This is a genomic window from Chryseobacterium sp. 7 (assembly GCF_003663845.1).
In the GTDB taxonomy this organism is placed as follows: domain Bacteria; phylum Bacteroidota; class Bacteroidia; order Flavobacteriales; family Weeksellaceae; genus Chryseobacterium.
The window spans coordinates 14,712-32,841 of sequence record NZ_RCCA01000001.1 but is presented as its reverse complement, the minus strand read 5'-3'; the positions used below and the strand labels follow the sequence as shown (position 1 = coordinate 32,841).

Annotated in this window: 17 protein-coding genes and 1 riboswitch; of the genes, 14 read left to right on the top strand and 3 right to left on the bottom strand. The window is 35.4% G+C overall.

Features of this window, described 5'->3' with window-relative positions:
- The first annotated feature begins 422 nt into the window (after positions 1 to 422).
- The 5 genes from smpB (at position 423) to CLU97_RS00135 (ending at position 5,166) form a co-directional block, all read left to right on the top strand.
- Positions 423 to 881 (top strand): SsrA-binding protein SmpB, encoded by a 459-nt coding sequence (smpB, locus tag CLU97_RS00155; protein WP_034694839.1) that lies wholly within the window; start codon positions 423 to 425, stop codon positions 879 to 881.
- Positions 882 to 958: 77 nt separating this feature from the next.
- Positions 959 to 2,476 (top strand): OmpA family protein, encoded by a 1,518-nt coding sequence (locus CLU97_RS00150; protein WP_121486177.1) that lies wholly within the window; start codon positions 959 to 961, stop codon positions 2,474 to 2,476.
- A 95-nt stretch (positions 2,477 to 2,571) separates the two neighbouring features.
- The gene (locus CLU97_RS00145; protein WP_121486176.1) at positions 2,572 to 3,312 is read left to right on the top strand and encodes a YebC/PmpR family DNA-binding transcriptional regulator; all 741 of its coding nucleotides are present in this window, start codon (positions 2,572 to 2,574) and stop codon (positions 3,310 to 3,312) included.
- 57 nt (positions 3,313 to 3,369) lie between these two features.
- Positions 3,370 to 4,194: a UDP-2,3-diacylglucosamine diphosphatase gene (locus CLU97_RS00140; protein ID WP_105702108.1), complete on the top strand. Its 825-nt coding sequence runs from the start codon at positions 3,370 to 3,372 to the stop codon at positions 4,192 to 4,194.
- Complete coding sequence (locus CLU97_RS00135) at positions 4,195 to 5,166, top strand: glycosyltransferase family protein (protein WP_121486175.1); 972 nt, start codon at positions 4,195 to 4,197, stop codon at positions 5,164 to 5,166.
- Here CLU97_RS00135 and CLU97_RS00130 read toward each other — a convergent pair.
- Both CLU97_RS00130 and CLU97_RS00125 read right to left on the bottom strand, forming a co-directional pair.
- Positions 5,155 to 5,445, bottom strand: coding sequence for a GNAT family N-acetyltransferase (locus tag CLU97_RS00130; protein WP_121486174.1), 291 nt, complete (start codon positions 5,443 to 5,445; stop codon positions 5,155 to 5,157). The genes CLU97_RS00135 and CLU97_RS00130 overlap by 12 nt on opposite strands.
- Before the next feature lie 166 nt (positions 5,446 to 5,611).
- Positions 5,612 to 6,361, bottom strand: coding sequence for an RDD family protein (locus tag CLU97_RS00125; RefSeq protein WP_121486173.1), 750 nt, complete (start codon positions 6,359 to 6,361; stop codon positions 5,612 to 5,614).
- A gap of 28 nt (positions 6,362 to 6,389) precedes the next feature.
- Here CLU97_RS00125 and CLU97_RS00120 point away from each other — a divergent pair, with 28 nt between their 5' ends.
- The 9 genes from CLU97_RS00120 (at position 6,390) to CLU97_RS00080 (ending at position 15,086) form a co-directional block, all read left to right on the top strand.
- On the top strand, positions 6,390 to 7,373 hold the full coding sequence (locus CLU97_RS00120; RefSeq protein ID WP_121486172.1) for a stage II sporulation protein M: 984 nt from the start codon (positions 6,390 to 6,392) through the stop codon (positions 7,371 to 7,373).
- Entirely contained in the window at positions 7,357 to 8,319 is a 963-nt protein-coding gene (locus CLU97_RS00115) for a DUF4013 domain-containing protein (RefSeq protein WP_121486171.1), read from the top strand. Before CLU97_RS00120 ends, CLU97_RS00115 begins: the two co-directional genes overlap by 17 nt.
- Complete coding sequence (locus CLU97_RS00110; protein ID WP_121486170.1) at positions 8,312 to 9,103, top strand: DUF4129 domain-containing protein; 792 nt, start codon at positions 8,312 to 8,314, stop codon at positions 9,101 to 9,103. The genes CLU97_RS00115 and CLU97_RS00110 overlap by 8 nt, the downstream gene beginning before the upstream one ends.
- Before the next feature lie 11 nt (positions 9,104 to 9,114).
- The gene (locus tag CLU97_RS00105; protein WP_121486169.1) at positions 9,115 to 10,272 is read left to right on the top strand and encodes a hypothetical protein; all 1,158 of its coding nucleotides are present in this window, start codon (positions 9,115 to 9,117) and stop codon (positions 10,270 to 10,272) included.
- A gap of 114 nt (positions 10,273 to 10,386) precedes the next feature.
- Complete coding sequence (locus tag CLU97_RS00100) at positions 10,387 to 11,418, top strand: AAA family ATPase (RefSeq protein WP_183084481.1); 1,032 nt, start codon at positions 10,387 to 10,389, stop codon at positions 11,416 to 11,418.
- A gap of 71 nt (positions 11,419 to 11,489) precedes the next feature.
- A complete protein-coding gene (locus CLU97_RS00095; protein ID WP_121486168.1) occupies positions 11,490 to 11,840 on the top strand; it encodes a four helix bundle protein in 351 nt (116 codons plus the stop codon).
- Between the two features lie 70 nt (positions 11,841 to 11,910).
- Positions 11,911 to 13,233 carry a DUF58 domain-containing protein gene (locus CLU97_RS00090; protein WP_121486167.1) on the top strand — a complete coding sequence of 441 codons (1,323 nt, stop codon included), beginning with the start codon at positions 11,911 to 11,913 and terminating at the stop codon, positions 13,231 to 13,233.
- A 27-nt stretch (positions 13,234 to 13,260) separates the two neighbouring features.
- Positions 13,261 to 13,680 carry an OsmC family protein gene (locus CLU97_RS00085; RefSeq protein ID WP_105702098.1) on the top strand — a complete coding sequence of 140 codons (420 nt, stop codon included), beginning with the start codon at positions 13,261 to 13,263 and terminating at the stop codon, positions 13,678 to 13,680.
- 188 nt (positions 13,681 to 13,868) lie between these two features.
- Positions 13,869 to 15,086: an IS4 family transposase gene (locus CLU97_RS00080; RefSeq protein WP_121486166.1), complete on the top strand. Its 1,218-nt coding sequence runs from the start codon at positions 13,869 to 13,871 to the stop codon at positions 15,084 to 15,086.
- A 93-nt stretch (positions 15,087 to 15,179) separates the two neighbouring features.
- Here CLU97_RS00080 and CLU97_RS00075 read toward each other — a convergent pair whose 3' ends face one another.
- Entirely contained in the window at positions 15,180 to 17,795 is a 2,616-nt protein-coding gene (locus tag CLU97_RS00075; RefSeq protein WP_121486165.1) for an MGH1-like glycoside hydrolase domain-containing protein, read from the bottom strand.
- A 188-nt stretch (positions 17,796 to 17,983) separates the two neighbouring features.
- Positions 17,984 to 18,090: riboswitch (SAM riboswitch) on the top strand.
- Positions 18,091 to 18,130: the final 40 nt, after the last annotated feature.

The window sequence follows — 18,130 nt, the reverse complement described above, 5'->3', positions numbered from 1 at the left end:
AATTGTCTTTTTTAAGTCCTAAATAATGAAAAACTAATATTTTGGAAAAAGGTAAAAACAAATCCATCAGGGCAGGTGCAAAGGTGCAAGTATATATAATAATACTTGCACCTTGCACCAGTCCCAAATGCTTATGAATAGTGGATTGGTGTTTTAGTAATTTTTAGTTAAATTTGCACCATGAGTAGTTTGTAGACAAAAGGTGGACACTCAGAAAGTCAAAATAAAGCACATAGCGCTCTAAGTCGTACCCTGTATAGTAAATTAGTTGTATTTTATATTAAAAACCAACAACTTGAGTGCTTTTTTATAAATTTGGCGCAAAAATACGAAAAGAATTTGGGTATTCTGTAATAATATAATAGTCAAGTTTTTAAATGTATGGTATTTTTTATATATTTCATTAACGAAATTTTAAAATGATGAAGATTGAGAAAACAGTTAGCATATTAAACAAAAGAGCCCGTTTTGAATACGAAATTCTGGAAGAATACGAAGCCGGAATGGTTTTGACGGGTACAGAAATAAAATCTTTACGTTCATCCAAAGCATCCATCACAGAATCCTTCTGTCAGTTTATTGATGGGGAGTTATACATCATTAACATGATGATTGATGAGTATAAATTAGGAACTTTTTACAATCATAAAACAAAAAGGGAACGGAAATTGCTCTTGCACAAAAAAGAATTACAAAAACTTGAAAAAAAGTTAAAGGATGCTGGGAACACCATAATACCTTTAAAATTATATATCACTGACCGAGGTAAAGCAAAGGTGCTGATAGCGCTGGGTAGAGGGAAAAAGCTTTTCGATAAAAGAGAGGCGATAAAAGATAGAGAAAATAAACGGAACCTGGACAGAATATTAAAGAAAAGTTAAAAATCATTTGAAAAACTTTGTATATAAAGAAAAATTATATTTATTTTGCATTATCAATTATTTAATCATTTAATTCTATGAAAAATCTAAAATTAGGAATTTCAGCATTGGCGCTTACTGTTGCCTCTACTGTTTTCGCACAGACTACCAACAATCCGTGGTTAATCGGAGTTGGTGCTCATGCTGAAAACCACGTAGCAGCAAGAAGTAACTTCAGTAATACGTTCTCTGCTAACAATTTGACGAAAAGCATGTTCAATGTGAACAACTTTTCTATTACACCTCCATTATCTAAGCTAACAGTTGCTAGAAATGTTGGTAAAGGTTTAGTAATTGACTGGCAGACTTCTGTTGGAAATGTTGAAAACAAAAGATTCAACATGGGGAAAGAATTTTTCCTAATGACAGGTCTTGGTTTCCAGGCTCACGCTGCAGGTCTTTTATGGAACGAAGAATCTTGGTTTGATCCATATTTAAGAGTTGGTGCTAATTATTTAAGACATGATTATACAGCACTTTCTTTCCCAAGAACATCTGTTGACGCTAACGGTAATCCAATCGAAAACGTAACTAATGGTAAGGATGGTAACGAAAACGGTAAAGCTAACCACTTTACAGTAGCTACAGGTGCTGGTGCTAACTTCTGGGTAACTAAGAACTTCGGTCTTGGTGTTCAGGGAGATTATGTATCAACTCCAGGTGACCACTCTACAGTGGCTAACTTCTGGCAAGCTTCTGCTTCTATCTTATTCAGATTTGGAAACAGAGATAGAGATAAGGATGGTATCCTAGATAAAGATGACCTTTGTCCAGATACACCAGGTTTACCAGAATTCCAAGGATGTCCTGATACTGACGGTGACGGAGTTCCAGATAAAGACGATCAATGTCCAGAAGTGGCTGGTCCAGTTGAAAACAACGGATGCCCTTGGCCAGATACTGACGGTGATGGTGTAATCGACAAAGATGACGCTTGTCCTACAGTAGCAGGTCCTGCTGAAAACAACGGTTGTCCTTGGCCAGATACAGACGGTGACGGTATCTTAGATAAAGATGATGCTTGTCCTACTGTTCCAGGTCTTCCAGAATACAACGGATGTCCTAAGCCAAAAGAAGTAACGGCTACTGACGTTGAAAAGAACCTTAAGAGCGTATACTTCGATTTCAATAAAGCTACTATCAGACCAGAATCTAAAGGTGCTTTAGATACTGCTTCTGAAATCATCAAGAAAGATGGAGGTAGATTCCTATTAGTTGGTGAAACTGACAAAAAAGGAAGCGATGCTTACAACTTGAAATTATCTAAAGAAAGAGCTGCTTCTGTAGTTGCTGCTTTAGATGCAAGAGGTGTAGATGTTAACGCATTGAAATCAGTAGGTATTGGTGAGCAAAATGCTAAAGTTGCAGAATCTGCATCTGATGCTGAAAGACAAGCTGATAGAAAAGTAACTGTTAGATACATCGGTGATGACAGCGAATGGAACAAATATCAGAAATCTGATGTTGTTGCTCCAGCAAAAAAAGCTACTAAAAAAGCTCCAGCTAAGAAAAAAGCTCCAGCTAAGAAAAAAGCTGTTGCTAAAAAGAAAAAATAATTAATTTTTCTAAATAATGAATACCTCCAATTTTATTGGAGGTATTTTTTTTTTGTTGACTTTTGAGTAATTTTGTTGGAAATTTAAAAATTAAAATGGGAAGAGCATTTGAATATAGAAAAGCTTCTAAAATGGCCAGATGGGATAAAATGGCCAAAACATTCTCTAAAATAGGAAAGGACATTGCACTAGCTGTAAAAGCTGGCGGAACAGATCCTGAATCTAATCCTGCACTGAGAAGATGTATCCAAAACGCGAAAGGAGCCAACATGCCTAAGGATAATGTAGAAAGAGCTATTAAGAAAGCAAGTGGTGCAGACGCAGAAAACTATGAAGAAATCACTTATGAAGGTTATGGACAAGGTGGTGTTGCGTTCTTTATAGAATGTACCACAAACAACACGACAAGAACTGTAGCCAATGTAAGAGCGGTTTTCAATAAATTTGACGGTAACCTTGGTAAAAATGGAGAGTTAGCATTTATCTTCGACAGAAAAGGAATTTTTACCATTGATTTGGCTCAGATCAAAATGGATTGGGATGATTTCGAAATGGAAATGATTGACGGTGGTGCAGAAGATGTAGAAAAAGACGAAGAAGAAGTAATGATTACGACTGCTTTTGAAGATTTCGGTTCTTTATCTCACAAACTGGATGATCTTGGAATTGAAGCTAAAAGTGCAGAACTTCAAAGAATTCCAAACAATACCAAAGAAGTAAATGCAGAACAGTTCAAAGCTAATATGAAAATGCTTGAGCGTTTCGAAGAGGATGATGATGTTCAAAACGTTTACCACAACATGGAAATCACAGAAGAGCTGATGGACTCTTTATAAAAAATAATATAGCATTCATATACAGTTAATTTTCAATTAGTTTCTTTGTACAAAACTATGAAAAGAAACGTTGAATTAGTTGTTATATCGGATGTTCATTTGGGAACTTATGGATGTAAGGCTAAAGAATTGTTGAGATACCTCAATTCTATCCAGCCTAAAACTTTAGTTTTAAACGGTGATATTATTGATATCTGGCAGTTTAAAAAGTCTTACTTCCCTAAACCTCATTTGAAAGTAATCAGAAAGATTCTTTCATTAGCCACAAAGAACACAGATGTGTATTACATTACGGGCAATCATGATGAAATGTTCCGTAAGTTCACAGACTTTGAACTGGGAAAACTTAAAGTGTGTAATAAAGTCTGTCTGACTATCGATCAGAAAAAAGCCTGGATATTTCACGGTGATGTTTTCGATGCATCCGTCCAGCATTCCAAATGGATCGCCAAACTTGGCGGAAAAGGTTACGATCTCCTTATTATTATCAATAATGTTGTAAATTGGTTCTTAGAAAAAATGGGTAAAGAGAAATACTCGTTTTCTAAAAAGATCAAAAATAATGTGAAAAAAGCAGTCAAATACATTGGAGATTTTGAACTTACAGCTTCTGAACTGGCTATTGACAATCAATATGACTATGTGGTGTGTGGGCATATCCACCAACCGCAGATTCGTGAGGTAGTTAATAAAAAAGGAGCCTGTACTTATTTGAATTCCGGTGACTGGATTGAAAATCTGTCTGCTTTAGAATATCATGATAAAGAATGGAAAATTTTTTACTATGATGAACATAAACACTTATTGAAAGATGATGAAGTGGAAGAAATCCCTGAAATGGATAATTCGGCTCTTTTAAAAATTGTAACCAACTTTTCCTAAATGAAGATTTTGTATGCATTCCAGGGTACCGGAAACGGGCATGTTGCCAGAGCACAGGAAATTATTCCTCTTCTCAAGAAGCATGCATCTGTTGATACACTGATAAGCGGCCACCAGTCGCAGTTAAAGGCCGATTTCGATATTAATTTTCAATACAGAGGTATTTCTCTTCTTTATAACAAAACAGGCGGTTTATCCTACCGAAAAACGTTTATAGAAAATAAATTCTTTGAAGCAGCAAAAACTATCAGAGAACTGGAACTTTCCCAATATGATTTAATTATCAATGATTATGAGCCTTTGACGGGCTGGGCTTCCAAGCTGAAAAAGCTTCCAATGATAGAACTGAGCCATCAGGCTTCCATGAGTTTTCCGGAAACTCCTAAACCCACGAAAAAAGATTTTCTGGGCGAAATGATTTTGAAATACTACGTTCCCAGCGAAAGGAAAATAGGGTTTCATTTTGAAAATTATCATCCACAGATCAAAAAACCGGTAATCAGAAGAAAGATCAGAAATCTTAATCCTTACAAACAGGGATATTATCTTGTCTATCTTCCCAGTTTTGCAGATGAAAATATCATTAAGGTTTTAAGAAAAATTCCTGTAGAATGGAAAGTGTTTTCAAAATACAGCAAAGTACAGGTGAAAGTGAAAAATGTGGAAGTATTTCCTATTGATGAAAGTCAGTATCTGAAATACTTTGAAGGCTGTGACGGAATTTTGTGCAACGCAGGTTTTGAAAGCCCGGCGGAAGCATTATTTATGGATAAAAAACTATTCGTAATTCCTATTCATAATCAGTATGAACAGGAATGCAATGCATGTGCTCTTGATAAAATGGGAATCCCCAATTCCAAGGTTTTAAATCTTCAGGAAATTATGGAGTGGGTAGCTTCAGACCACCACCTTAAAGTAGATTATCCGGATGATATTGAAGATATCCTGGTGAACGAGGTTTTAATTCTTTAAAAAAATATCGTCCACATCACTCATTCTCATCATCACAGATCTGGCATAGGAACAATGGGGGTATACTTTCCAGTTGTTTTCTCTGGCAAATTGAATGGCTTCTTCCACTAAATATTTTCCCATTCCCCGGCCTTCAAATTCCGGGTGTACCAACACAAAAGAGATGATGAATTTATGATCTTCAGGAAAAATAGTATAGGTAAGTCTCCCTACTTCTTTTGTTTCGTTATTTAAAGTAAGAACACCGCCGTTTCCGGATTTATTGTTTTCAAATTTCATGATTCAGGACTTTAATGATAAATATACAAAAATTGCACCGAGCTTTGCATAAGCAATAAGCAATAAGCAATAAGCAATAAGCAATTGAGAATAGGCTTTGCTGTTAATTTTTCAATATTTTTAGATTAACCATTCACTTGCGAAGCAAAATTGACGATTGACTCTACTAATTGTCTTTTCCTGTATAATAGTTGTAATCTTTAATAATAACATTGATGAACTGTCTCTCTGTCATTTTAGTGGGATCTATTTCCAGTTTCAGAATACTTTTGATTTTATTGGAAAGTTTATTGATGATTTGGCGGTCGTCTACTTTTAAAGCTTTGGTATAATTGTCTTTGATGATCCTCATATCATTGTCACTTAAAGCAATTACCTGAGGGAAAGAAGGAACATAGTTTTCATGAATGTTCTCCAAAATTGTATGCGAAATATTGATGTTGTTTTTTAAAGAAATTACAGCTGTTCCGGAAGCAATATCTCCCAAACGTTGGTTATTTTTAGAAACAATCATAGAAATAAGTCCTATCACTCCGGCAAATGAAACATCTACAATCCTGAAAACCCAGCGGATCATATAATCTGCGAAACTGGCTTGATAACCGTCAATCTTTACCACTTTTATTTTCATCAGTTTTTTACCGGGAGTCTGTCCTTCCATCAGGCTTTCCAAAACAAGAGGATAAATATAGATAGGAAAGGTAAGAATAAGATATACTGCTCTTATAGACCAATCGTCAAGACCATTTAAGATATACCCCAAATCAAAAATATTGAAGAATAAATACAGGACAATCACCACATAAGCAATCCTGATCAGAAGATCAATAATAAAGGCGAGCATTCTTTCTCCTACGCCTGCAATATTAAAGTTAATATTTACATTTTGTGAGGTATTTATCGCAATTTGAGACATATTTTTTATTATTTTAGCCTTAATAATTATGAGAGAAGTTTATTTCATTAAACAAAATAAAGAAAAATGGTTGGGAATCGAACAGGTTATTCAAGGGAAAATTAAAAAAAATCCTGATGACCTGTCTTCGTTGTACATCAACCTGATCAACGATCTTTCTTTTGCCCAGACTTATTATCCCAAAAGTAACACTACAGTTTATCTGAATCATTTGTCTGCCCAGATTTTTCAGAAGATCTATAAAACGAAAAGGGTAGAGGAGAACAGACTGGTTTATTTTTTTAAAACTGAAGTTCCGCTGTTGATGTATCAGTACCGGAGATACCTGATGTATGCATTTCTCTTTTTCATTTTATTTACGTCAATAGGAGTGCTTTCTGCAATTTATGATAAGGATTTTGTCAATATTATTCTGGGCGAAGGATATGTGAATGAAACCGTTGAAAATATTAAAAATAATAATGCTGTAGGAGTTTATCAGAGTGGAAGCACATGGGGAAGCACGATCGGAATTATTTTTAATAATATTCAGGTAGGAGCAAAATTATATATTTACGGAATTGCCGGAGGAGTGGGAACTTTATTTGCTCTCCTTTCCAATAGTGTAATGCTGGGAGCTTTTCAGTATTTTTTCTATGATTATGGAGCGTTGAAAGACAGTGCTAGAGGAATTTGGCTTCATGGCGTTTTTGAAATTTTTGCGATGGTGGTGGAAGCCATGTGCGGATTAATTCTGGGAGCTTCTATTTTATTTCCGAGAACTTTTTCAAGGTTCAATTCTTTTAAAAAAGGATTTAAAGATTCATTTAAAATATTTTTAAGCACTGTTCCTTTCACTATTTGTGCAGGGATTATAGAAGGTTACGTTACAAGGCATGCTTTGAAGATGCCTTTATTTTTAAATTTGATCATTATTTTAGGTTCACTGGCAATTATCGGATTTTACTATTTTGTATATCCGTCAGTTGTCTACAAAAAAACTAATAAACACATTCATGATGCAATTTTATAAAAAAAGAGATTTTGGAACTTTCATCAGTGACAGTTTCAATTTTTTCAAATTATACGGAAAGAACTATTTCAAAAACTATATTCTGATCAACGGCTTGCTTTTGATCTTAATGGTAACTGTGGTGATTTTCGGGTATAAAGAACTCTTTTCACAAATATTCGGATCTAATCTTGGTGGTGAAACATATTATTTTGAACAATACTTTTCAGAAAATTCCGGAATGCTGATTACTTTAGGATTATTGACATTCCTGCTTTTCATGATTCTGATGATTGTCAATTACCTGTATCCTGTTTTTTATTTAAAAAGAATAGCGCAGGGAGCAGAAAAGATAAAGGCGGATGAAATTCTAAATGACTTTAAGAACAATGCCGGAAGAATCGGTAAGCTGTGTCTTGGGATGATCTTCATTGTTACCCCGGCAATTTTATTTGTGGTAGGATTTTCTTATATCCTGATTTTTATTATTATCGGATTGTTTTTGATCCTGCTGCTTTATCCAACGATATTTAATTTTACTACCTTTCTGATGTATGATTATTTTAATTCGGACAGAGGTTTCTGGGGAAGTTTGAGTTATGCATTACGTTCTCAGTTTTCTTATCCGAATGGAAGTGAGAAATCACCATACTGGAAATATTGGGGATCTGCATTTGTGATGTTTATTATTATTTATATGATAACATCTGTATTCACATTTATCCCGATGATGTTTTTTTACGGATCGCTTCTTACCTCTACACCGGACGGAAATTTTGAGCAGAATCCTTTTACCGGAACTGCAGGCGTCCTGTTTTTTGTATTGTATGGAATTTCAATGCTGCTTTCATTTTTTCTTTCAAATCTGATGTATGTGAATGCCGGTTTGATGTATTATGACAGCAGAACAGATCTTCACCAGAAAGTAGAATTGGCAGAAATAGATATGATTGGAATCAATGAATAAAATTCTTTTTTTCATACTGCTTTTTTTCTCTCTTGGGCTGGTTCACGCTCAGGATGACAACTCTGATTCCGATGAACTGGTAGATTCATTGTATAACACCGGGCATTACAGAAATATGCTGCGTGCGGATTCTGTGCTGATGAAAAATCCGGTCTCAGAAAATGCGGTATATCCTAAAACATTCAAAGAAAACATTCCGTCCAGATATAAAGGAAATGAATTTGATTATTCCGTATCAAAACCGAGAGAATCTTTCTTTCAGAAGCTGATGCGAAAACTGGATCAGATAATACAGAGCATTTTTGGTGAAACTACGCTCAGTAAGTCGGGAGAATTTACCACTGTCCTTATCCGTTTGTTTGCCATTATTCTTGTTGGATTCCTGCTGTATTTCATCATTAAATATGTCATGGGAAAGGATGGGAATTTTATTTTTGGTAAAAAGAATAAAAAACTGGATCTCAATGTACAGGAACTTCATGAGAATATTCATGAAATCAACTTCCCGGAAAGTATTGTGAAATTTGAACATACAGGAGATTACCGTTCTGCAGTTCGTTACCAATTTCTTTTTATCCTAAAAAAGCTGAGTGACAAAAAACTGATTAATTGGAATCCTGAAAAAACAAATAAGGACTATGCCGCAGAGCTTAAGGCTCCTCATCTGAAAAATGATTTCTCTAATCTGTCCTATATCTTTGATTATGTCTGGTACGGAGAATTCAATATTGAAGAAGAGAGCTACCAGAAATTTAAAAATCAGTATCAGGCATTTAAACCATAACAATAGTAACCATGAATAAAACTTTCAAAACATATGCTGTAATTTTCATCGTTGTGATGATTATTTTGGCATTGCTTGAAGTTAACAAAAAAGAAACGACAGACTGGCGGAAGAATTTTGATCTCAATGAAAAGTCTCCGTTCGGATTATTTGTTTTTAATAATGAAGCCAAAGATCTTTTTAAAAATAATCTGAAGAAGATTGAGCAGGCTCCCTACGAATATTACAGTCAGCATAAAAAAGCACCTCACAATATTGTTGTTATTGAAAATAATATCGACAGAGAATCCTGGAATAAAATTCTGACCCAGGTATCTGAAGGATCAGATGCAATGCTGATGGTCACCCGTATGCCTAAAGAAGTTTCAGACAGTATTGGATATTATGATTCTGAAATATCTTTTGAAGAAGAAAATGTCCTGAAGCTCACAGATAAAAAATTTCAGAATGATTTTATTAAATTAGATAAATTTCCATCCGGCAGAGGATTCTCATTTATCAAACCTAAAGTAGAAGTACTCGGCAAAACGGTAGAGAAAAAGAATACAGATCAGGCCAACTTTATCAAAGTGAAATTTGGGAAAGGGCATATTTATGCACATGTTGAACCTCTTCTTCTAACGAACTATTATCTTCTGAAACCCGGAAATGTAAAATACGCGCAGGATGTGTTTTCATATTTACAGGATAGAGAAACCCTTTGGTTTGTATCCAATAAAAGTTCTGCATCCCGTTTCTTTATGAGATTCGTATTGTCGAATCCGGCTTTAAAATATGGCTGGTGGGTGTTTTTGGGAGGATTTATCCTTTTCATTTTCTTTAATGCAAAAAGAAAGCAGAGAATAGTGCCTGTAGAAGAGCCATTAAAAAATACTTCATTGGATTTTGTGAAAAGTATTGGAAATCTGTATCTTCAGGAAGGCGATTTTCATGACATGATGTCCAAGAAGGCACAGTATTTTCTGAATAAAGTGAGAATGGATATGTTGATAGATACCCAGAATTTAGACGAAGAATTTGCAAAAAAATTGCAGCTGAAAACCGGAAAACCGATTGAAATGATCAGTGAGGCGATAGTACTTATCAAAAAAGCTCAGGATCCTTACGCCAGTGTAATGAAGGAAGACCTTGCAAGGATCAATAAGCTCCTTGATGACATACTTAAATAATAGAAGAATATAATAACCTAAAGATGCAACAGTTTTTCAATACTGATAACGGCAATTCACCTGAATAGTGTGGTTATAGAGATCCATTGTTAAACTGACTAATGAAAATTTATTATGGAAAATTTTGATAATCCCAATATAGAAAACGAAAGTTCTATTAATCTTAATAAACAGGAAGAACAGTTTCAGTCGAGAATAGATATGATTGAACTTCGAGCAAGCCTGGAGAAAGTAAAATCTGAGATCGGAAAAGTAATTGTAGGTCAGGAGAAGATGATTGAACATCTTTTGGCAGCGCTACTTTCCAACGGACATGTCCTTATAGAAGGTGTTCCGGGAGTAGCCAAAACAATCACTGCAAAATTATTAGCCAAAACTATAGACGTGGGTTTCAGCAGAATCCAGTTTACACCGGACCTGATGCCTTCTGATATTTTAGGAACATCCATCTTCAATGTGAAAAATTCAGAATTTGAATTTAAAAAAGGACCTATCTTCTCGAATTTCATACTGATTGATGAGATCAACAGATCACCTGCCAAAACACAGTCTGCGTTATTTGAAGTAATGGAAGAAAGACAGATCACAATGGATGGAACCCGTTATACAATGGAAGAGCCTTTTCTGGTTATCGCTACACAAAACCCAATTGAGCATGAAGGAACATACCGACTTCCGGAGGCTCAGCTGGACCGTTTTCTATTCAAAATCAATGTAGGATATCCTAATCTTGAACAGGAAATTGCGATCATTAAAAATCAGCACGAAAGTAAAAAAGAAGATAAAACAGAAGGAATCAACCGTGTTATCAGTGCACAACAGTTGAAAAACTACCAGCATCTGGTAAAAGAAATCATTGTGGAGAACCAGTTGATGGAATATATTGCTAAAATTATCATCAACACAAGAGAGAACCAATTCTTATATCTGGGAGCTTCTCCGAGAGCTTCACTGGCACTTCTTACAGCATCAAAAGCATTTGCTGCCATAAGAGGAAGAGACTTTGTAACTCCTGAGGATATTAAAGAAGCAAGCTACGCTGTTTTAAGACACAGAGTAATTGTTTCTCCCGAAAGAGAAATGGAAGGCCTTACTGCAGATGAAATTATCCGTCAGATTTTAGAAGGAATAGAGATTCCTAGATAGGTAGTAGATAATAGGTGGCAGGTAGCAGTTGATAGTAAGTGAATGCTTTAATAGTGACAAAATTATTATATATGGCAAATTTTAAAGAGCTTTTAGTTTGGCAGAAATCGATTGATTTTGTTACTGAAATTTATAGAATTACAGACACTTTTCCTAAAGCCGAAATCTACGGATTAATATCACAAATAAGAAGGTCTGCTGTTTCAATCCCCTCTAATATTGCTGAGGGAAACTCGAGACGAAGCAAGCCTGATTATCTACAATTTTTAAAAATAGCAAGAGGCAGTTGTGCAGAGGCAGAAACACAATTAATCATTTCAAAAAATCTCGGTTTTTTAAATGAAGATGATTATTTGAAACTAAATCAGGAAATTATAGAAATATCCAAAATGTTGAACGGACTTATTAATTCTCTACAATAATAATAATGATTGTAAAAAAGCTAATAAACGACCACCTAAAACCCAACATCTGCAACCCGCTACCTAACTAATGAAAAACTTATACATTAATACACGTTTCTTTTTTACACTCATCGGAGTGGGGATTCTGTATGTTCTGGCATTTTTCTTTCCGGTGCTGATGTGGGTAGCCCATATTGCACTCCTGATTTGCTTTCTGGCGGCAATGGTAGATTTCCTGTTGCTTTTTAATCAGAAGAATGCATTACAGGCTCAAAGGATTTTGCCGGAAAAACTGTCTAACGGAGATGAGAATTTTGTAAAAATTGACATCAAGAATAATTACAGCTTTAGCATCATCGCTAAAATTATTGATGAAATTCCGTTCCAGTTTCAGAAAAGAGATTTTTTGATCGAAAAACGAATTGCTTCCGGAGCAAATACATTTTTTCAATACACATTAGAACCTAAAGAAAGAGGAGAATATCACTTTGGAGGGTTGAATGTCTATGCATCATCACCATTGGGATTAATCTCAAAAAGATTTATTTTCCAGAAAGATGCGATGCTGCCTGCTTACCCATCCTTTATCCACCTCAGAAAATATGAGCTGATGGCCATTCAGAGTGAATTTTTATTGGGCGGAATCAAGAGAGTCAGAAAGCTGGGGCACACCATGGAATTTGAACAGATCAAAGAATATGTTCCCGGGGATGATATCAGAACAATCAACTGGAAAGCTACTTCCAAGACTAACCGTCTGATGGTAAACCAGTTTCAGGATGAAAAATCGCAGCGTATTTTTATGCTGATTGATAAAGGAAGAACCATGAAAATGCCTTTCAACGGATTAAGCTTATTGGATTATTCCATTAATGCAACAATGGCATTATCTCACATCATTTTAAGAAAAGGAGACAGAGCCGGAATGATGACGTTTTCTAAGAAAGCGGAAAATAAAATCGCTGCCGATAATAAATCCGGACAGCTGAAAAAAATCTCTGAAGCACTGTATAATATTAAAACCGATTTCTTCGAAAGTGATTTCAACCGTTTGTATCAGGATGTAAAATATTCCATCAATCAAAGAAGCTTAATTCTGCTTTTTACCAATTTTGAAACACTGGACGGGCTGAACCGACAGCTGAAATATCTTCGTGGAATTGCCAAAAACCATTTGCTGGTAGTGGTATTCTTCAAAAATTCAGAACTGCAGACGCTCATCAACAAAAATCCTGAAAACATGCAGGAAATCTATGATGAGATCATTGCTGAAAAATTCGAGTTTGAAAAGAAACTGATCATTCAGGAACTCCGTAAATATGGAATTTATACAGTCTATACACTTCCGGAAAATTTGAATATCGATGTTATCAATAAATATTTGGAGATAAAAGCAAGAGGAATTTTATAACTTTGTAGAAGCAATAAGCAATAAATAATGAAAATTACACTTAACAGAATAAACGACGATTTTTTATTTGAATGTACCAATGCTCAGGGAAATTCTATTCTTTTGGATAATACTTCTCAGCCGGGAGCAAAAGGAGTTTCTCCCATGGAAAGTGTACTGATGGCGGTGGCAGGATGCAGCGGAATTGATGTAGTTTCTATTCTGAAGAAGCAGCGTCAGGAAATCAAGAGCTTCCAGGCGGAAGTAGAAGGAGAGAGAGTGCAGGTAGATGATGCAAAACCTTTTAAATCGATTAACGTTAAGTTCCTTTTGGAAGGAGAAATTGATCCTAAAAAAGCACAGAAAGCAGCAGAGCTTTCTTTTGAAAAATACTGTTCCGTATCAAAAACACTGGAGCCGAATGTAGAAATCGGGTACGAAGTATACGTGAACGGAGAAAAAATTTAATCTCTCATTTAAAAAAATAGCAAAAGCCGGATGAAACATTAGTCATGGTCGGAAGATTTTTTCTTCCGACTTTTTGTTTTTAGATATTCAATATTATTATTGTAATTAATTGATTATCAACTATTTAATTTGTTTTATTGTTTCATTTTTTCATTTTTTGTATCTTTATTGCTGATAATCAATTGTTTATGTCAGTTTTTAAAGATCACAAAATATCACTTAAAGATGTTTTAGAATTTATTCCCGAAGCACTTTTAAGTCACCTTTCCGCAAGTACAAAAGTGGATTATTATAGTAAAGTTTTGCATGGAAGAAAAATATTCTACCTGCTTTTGTATTGCATATTTGATAATGAAAAATTAAGTCAAAGAACACTCGAAGATACTTTTAATAGCAGTGGATTCAAAGCCTTATTTGGTTTAGGGGAAGAGGAAAAGATTCGAAGGAGTTCAATTTCTGAGAGGCTTTCAAAAATTGATTCCAATTATTTCCTAGAAATCTACGAACAGATGTACGAAAGATTTTCGGAACTTTATTCCAAGACAGAAATCGAAAAATACAACTTAATCAGAGTTGACAGTACCATTGTAGCTGATACATGTAACAAGCTTAAAGAAGGAATTGATCAGAAAAGTGGAAAAAAATTAGTGAAATTCAGTTTTTCATTTGACGGAATTTTGCCATCAGCGGTAGATGTTTTTACGGGGCAAAAATACTCAACAGAAGATAATGCTCTTGCCCAGGCTGTTCTGAACCAGGTGAAAAAAGAAGATCATCATGATAATATTTATATCATAGACAGAGGGATCCAGTCTACAAGGACGATGAAAGATTTTGAAGAAAAGCTTCTGAAATTTATTATCCGTTCCAAAGAAAACAGGAAATATGAAGAGATTGAATCTTTTATTAAAACAGAAACCCCAATAAAATGGGATGATTGGGGAGTTATTAAAGACAGCAAAGTGAAGCTTTACACCGGAAAACCCATCCAAAACAAACGGGGAAATATTCATCATCGTGAAGAAAAAGTAGAAACATATTTTCGGTTGATCGTTATCAAAAATGAAAAAACAGCTAAAGAACTTTGGTTCATAACCAACGAATTTGAACTTTCTGCCAAAGAAATATCGGATTATTACCGTAAAAGGTGGGATATTGAGGTATTCTTCAGATTTATGAAACAAGAGTTGAATTTAAGCCATCTTGTTTCGCTCAATAAAAACGGAATTGAAGTAATGCTCTACATGACAATGATTGCTTCTATGCTGCTCTTGATTTACAAAAAAGTAAACAATTTAGGATATAAAACAGCTAAAAGACGCATCGCTATGGAACTTCGGGATATGATTACCGCAATTCTAATAATATTTGCGGGGGGTGATCCTGCAAAAGTCTTCAAAACTTAAAACATAAAAAATGGTCGGAAATTTCTTCCGACCATGACTAGATGAAACATCCGGCTTTTTTTATTACTCATTACCTATTACTCATTGTTTATATTAAAAGGTAAGTCTTGGTTTGATCAGTTTTGCCACGGTGGCAGTCCATCCCGTTTGGTGGGAAGCGCCTACACCACGGCCGTTATCCCCATGGAAATATTCAAAGAAGGTAATATAATCTCTGAAATGTTCATCATAATTGAACTTTGGATTACCTCCATTGAAAGCCCTTTGCCCATGCTCATCCTTTAAAAATATCGAACAAAGTCTTTTACTGATATTTTGAGCTACTTCATCAAGATTTCTTTTATCACCACTTCCCGTTGGGAATTCTACTTTTAAACTGTTTCCATAATAAAAATGGAAACGTTGCAGACTTTCTACGATCAGGAAGTTGATAGGGAACCAGATTGGGCCCCGCCAGTTGCTGTTTCCTCCAAACATGCGGCTGTCACTTTCTGCAGGCGTATAGTAGACCATATTTTCTTTTCCATGCACAGAGAATACAAAAGGATTTTCCTCATATACTTTAGACATGGCACGGATTCCGTAAGAACTCAGGAACTCATTTTCATCAAGCATTCTGGTCAAAACTTTTGTCAGCCTGTTTTTACGCAGGATGCTCATCAGGTGTTTTCGGCCTTGTCCTTCTTCGTCCCAGTGAGAAACAAGTTTGGTGAGTTCCGGCTTGTTTTTTAAGATCCATTCCATTCTGCTTCTGAAATTAGGCATCTTTTCCAATAAATGATGATCCACAATCTCAACGGCAAACATAGGGATTAAACCTACAATACTTCTTAGTTTTAAAGAAACACTGTCTCCGTTTCCGAGCTGTAGTACATCATAGAAAAATCCGTCTTCTTCATTCCAGAGACCTTTTGTGCCTTCACCCAGATTTTCCATCGCTTCGGCAATATAAAGATAATGTTCAAAAAATTTGATCGCCATATCTTCGTATACCTGATAATATTGGGCAAGTTCCATTGCAATACGCATCATATTCAGTGCATACATCGCCATCCAGCTTGTTCCGTCTGCCTGTTCAAGATGCTGACCATCCTTTAGTTCCATATTTCGGTCAAAAGCTCCGATATTATCGAGACCAAGGAAACCGCCACCAAAAATATTTTTCCCGTTTTTATCCTTTCGGTTAACCCACCAGGTAAAATTAAGAAGCAGCTTTTGGAATACTTTCTCCAGGAATAATAAATCCGGCTTTCCGTTATTTTTTTCATCAATTTTAAAAACACGGAAGCATGACCAGGCATGTACAGGCGGATTCACGTCACTCATATTCCATTCATAGGCAGGAAGCTGCCCGTTAGGATGCATATACCATTCTTTGGTAAGAAGTAGAAGCTGCCCTTTAGCAAATTCGGCATCTATGATAGAAAAAGGAACACAGTGAAATGCCAGATCCCACGTAGCATACCATGGATACTCCCATTTATCAGGCATGGAAATAATATCCTTGTTATGGAGATGATTCCATTCTGTATTTCTTACATATTCATTGAAATTTCTTGGGGCTTCAAAGTTAGGATCACCTTTCAGCCATTTTCCGATATTATAATGATAGAACTGCTTGTTCCAAAGAAGTCCGGCAAAAGCCTGTCTCTGAACATTTCTTTCATCTTCGTTCACTGTATCATTCTGGATTCCCTTATAAAACTCTTCTGCTTCAGCCTCTCGTGTATTGAAAATTTCATCAAACTTTTCAAAAGGTTCATCGGCCTTATCAGGACATAGTCTGAAGTCAAAAACTTTAGATTCTCCGGCTCCAATCATTTCATCAATCAGAAAAGAAGCTTTTGTCCCTTTCTTTTCGGGATTTATAGTATTCGTCTGGTGGGTGATAAAATGATTGATTCCATCTTTGAAATAACTGTTTTCAGCGGTAGGTGTTCCATAAAGCTTGGTGTTATTGGTTTCATTATCACAAAATGCGCTTTGCGCATTCGGATTTCGGGAATAGAATTTCTTGATCGAAATACTGTCGTGCCCAATATTAATACTTCCGTCATGAGAAGCATTGATTTCTCCTTTATAGGTATTGTATCCCCATTTCCAGTTGTTTCTGAACCATACAGTAGGCGCTACCAGAATAGGTGCTTCATGCTGGCTTCGGTTACAGATGGTTACTCGGGCAAGGATATCATTGTGGTCGGCTTTACAGTATTCAATAAAAATATCGAAATATTCATCATTATCAAAAATTCCTGTATCAAACAGCTCATACTCCGGTTCCTTTTTACTGCGTCTCCCGTTTTCTGCAACAATATCATCGTAAGGAAATTCATTAATCGGGTATTTATACACCATTTTCATATAGCTGTGAGTGGGTGTATTATCCAGATAATAAAAGATTTCTTTAATGTCTTCTCCGTGGTTTCCCTGAGGGTTGCTCAACCCGAAGAACCTTTCCTTTACCATTTTGTCTTTCTTGTTCCAAAATGAAAAAGCAAAACATAAAATCTGCTTTACATCAGAAATTCCTGCAATACCTTCTTCACCCCAGCGGTAAGCATAGCTTTCGGCATTATTATGATTGGTAAAATTCCAGGCATTCCCGTTCGGGCTATAGTCTTCGCGTACATTTCCCCACTGCCGGTTGCTTACATAAGGTCCCCAGTTTTTCCATTTGGTATCTTGTAATCTTTCTTTTTCAGCGGTCATATCTCATCATTTTTCCACACGAAGTTAGTTTTTTTGAAAGGTAATTCCAATTTTTTTCATCTGAATAATTATTAATATACCTTTGAAATACTTGTATTTAAGGGCTTTTTTAAATATTAAAATAATTTTTTTTTGAAATTAAAAGAAAAGAACTACCTTTGCATCATTCGTTCATTCAAATATTGAAAATGTTATCAAGAAAGGTTGAGGGATTAGACCCTATGAAACCTTAGCAACCCTTTGCGCAAGCAAAGAAGGTGCTACGTTCTACCAAAGTATTTTGGACAGATAACTCACTGAAGTTCTTTTTCAGCCATTTCCTGTGGCATTTTCAA

Bases quoted from the DNA above. Each gene is read 5' to 3' on its own strand.
- smpB (WP_034694839.1), top strand. From the start codon at position 423: ATGAAGATTGAGAAAACAGTTAGCATATTAAACAAAAGAGCCCGTTTT.
- CLU97_RS00150 (WP_121486177.1), top strand. From the start codon at position 959: ATGAAAAATCTAAAATTAGGAATTTCAGCATTGGCGCTTACTGTTGCC.
- CLU97_RS00145 (WP_121486176.1), top strand. From the start codon at position 2,572: ATGGGAAGAGCATTTGAATATAGAAAAGCTTCTAAAATGGCCAGATGG.
- CLU97_RS00140 (WP_105702108.1), top strand. From the start codon at position 3,370: ATGAAAAGAAACGTTGAATTAGTTGTTATATCGGATGTTCATTTGGGA.
- CLU97_RS00135 (WP_121486175.1), top strand. From the start codon at position 4,195: ATGAAGATTTTGTATGCATTCCAGGGTACCGGAAACGGGCATGTTGCC.
- CLU97_RS00130 (WP_121486174.1), bottom strand. From the start codon at position 5,445: ATGAAATTTGAAAACAATAAATCCGGAAACGGCGGTGTTCTTACTTTA.
- CLU97_RS00125 (WP_121486173.1), bottom strand. From the start codon at position 6,361: ATGTCTCAAATTGCGATAAATACCTCACAAAATGTAAATATTAACTTT.
- CLU97_RS00120 (WP_121486172.1), top strand. From the start codon at position 6,390: ATGAGAGAAGTTTATTTCATTAAACAAAATAAAGAAAAATGGTTGGGA.
- CLU97_RS00115 (WP_121486171.1), top strand. From the start codon at position 7,357: ATGATGCAATTTTATAAAAAAAGAGATTTTGGAACTTTCATCAGTGAC.
- CLU97_RS00110 (WP_121486170.1), top strand. From the start codon at position 8,312: ATGAATAAAATTCTTTTTTTCATACTGCTTTTTTTCTCTCTTGGGCTG.
- CLU97_RS00105 (WP_121486169.1), top strand. From the start codon at position 9,115: ATGAATAAAACTTTCAAAACATATGCTGTAATTTTCATCGTTGTGATG.
- CLU97_RS00100 (WP_183084481.1), top strand. From the start codon at position 10,387: ATGGAAAATTTTGATAATCCCAATATAGAAAACGAAAGTTCTATTAAT.
- CLU97_RS00095 (WP_121486168.1), top strand. From the start codon at position 11,490: ATGGCAAATTTTAAAGAGCTTTTAGTTTGGCAGAAATCGATTGATTTT.
- CLU97_RS00090 (WP_121486167.1), top strand. From the start codon at position 11,911: ATGAAAAACTTATACATTAATACACGTTTCTTTTTTACACTCATCGGA.
- CLU97_RS00085 (WP_105702098.1), top strand. From the start codon at position 13,261: ATGAAAATTACACTTAACAGAATAAACGACGATTTTTTATTTGAATGT.
- CLU97_RS00080 (WP_121486166.1), top strand. From the start codon at position 13,869: ATGTCAGTTTTTAAAGATCACAAAATATCACTTAAAGATGTTTTAGAA.
- CLU97_RS00075 (WP_121486165.1), bottom strand. From the start codon at position 17,795: ATGACCGCTGAAAAAGAAAGATTACAAGATACCAAATGGAAAAACTGG.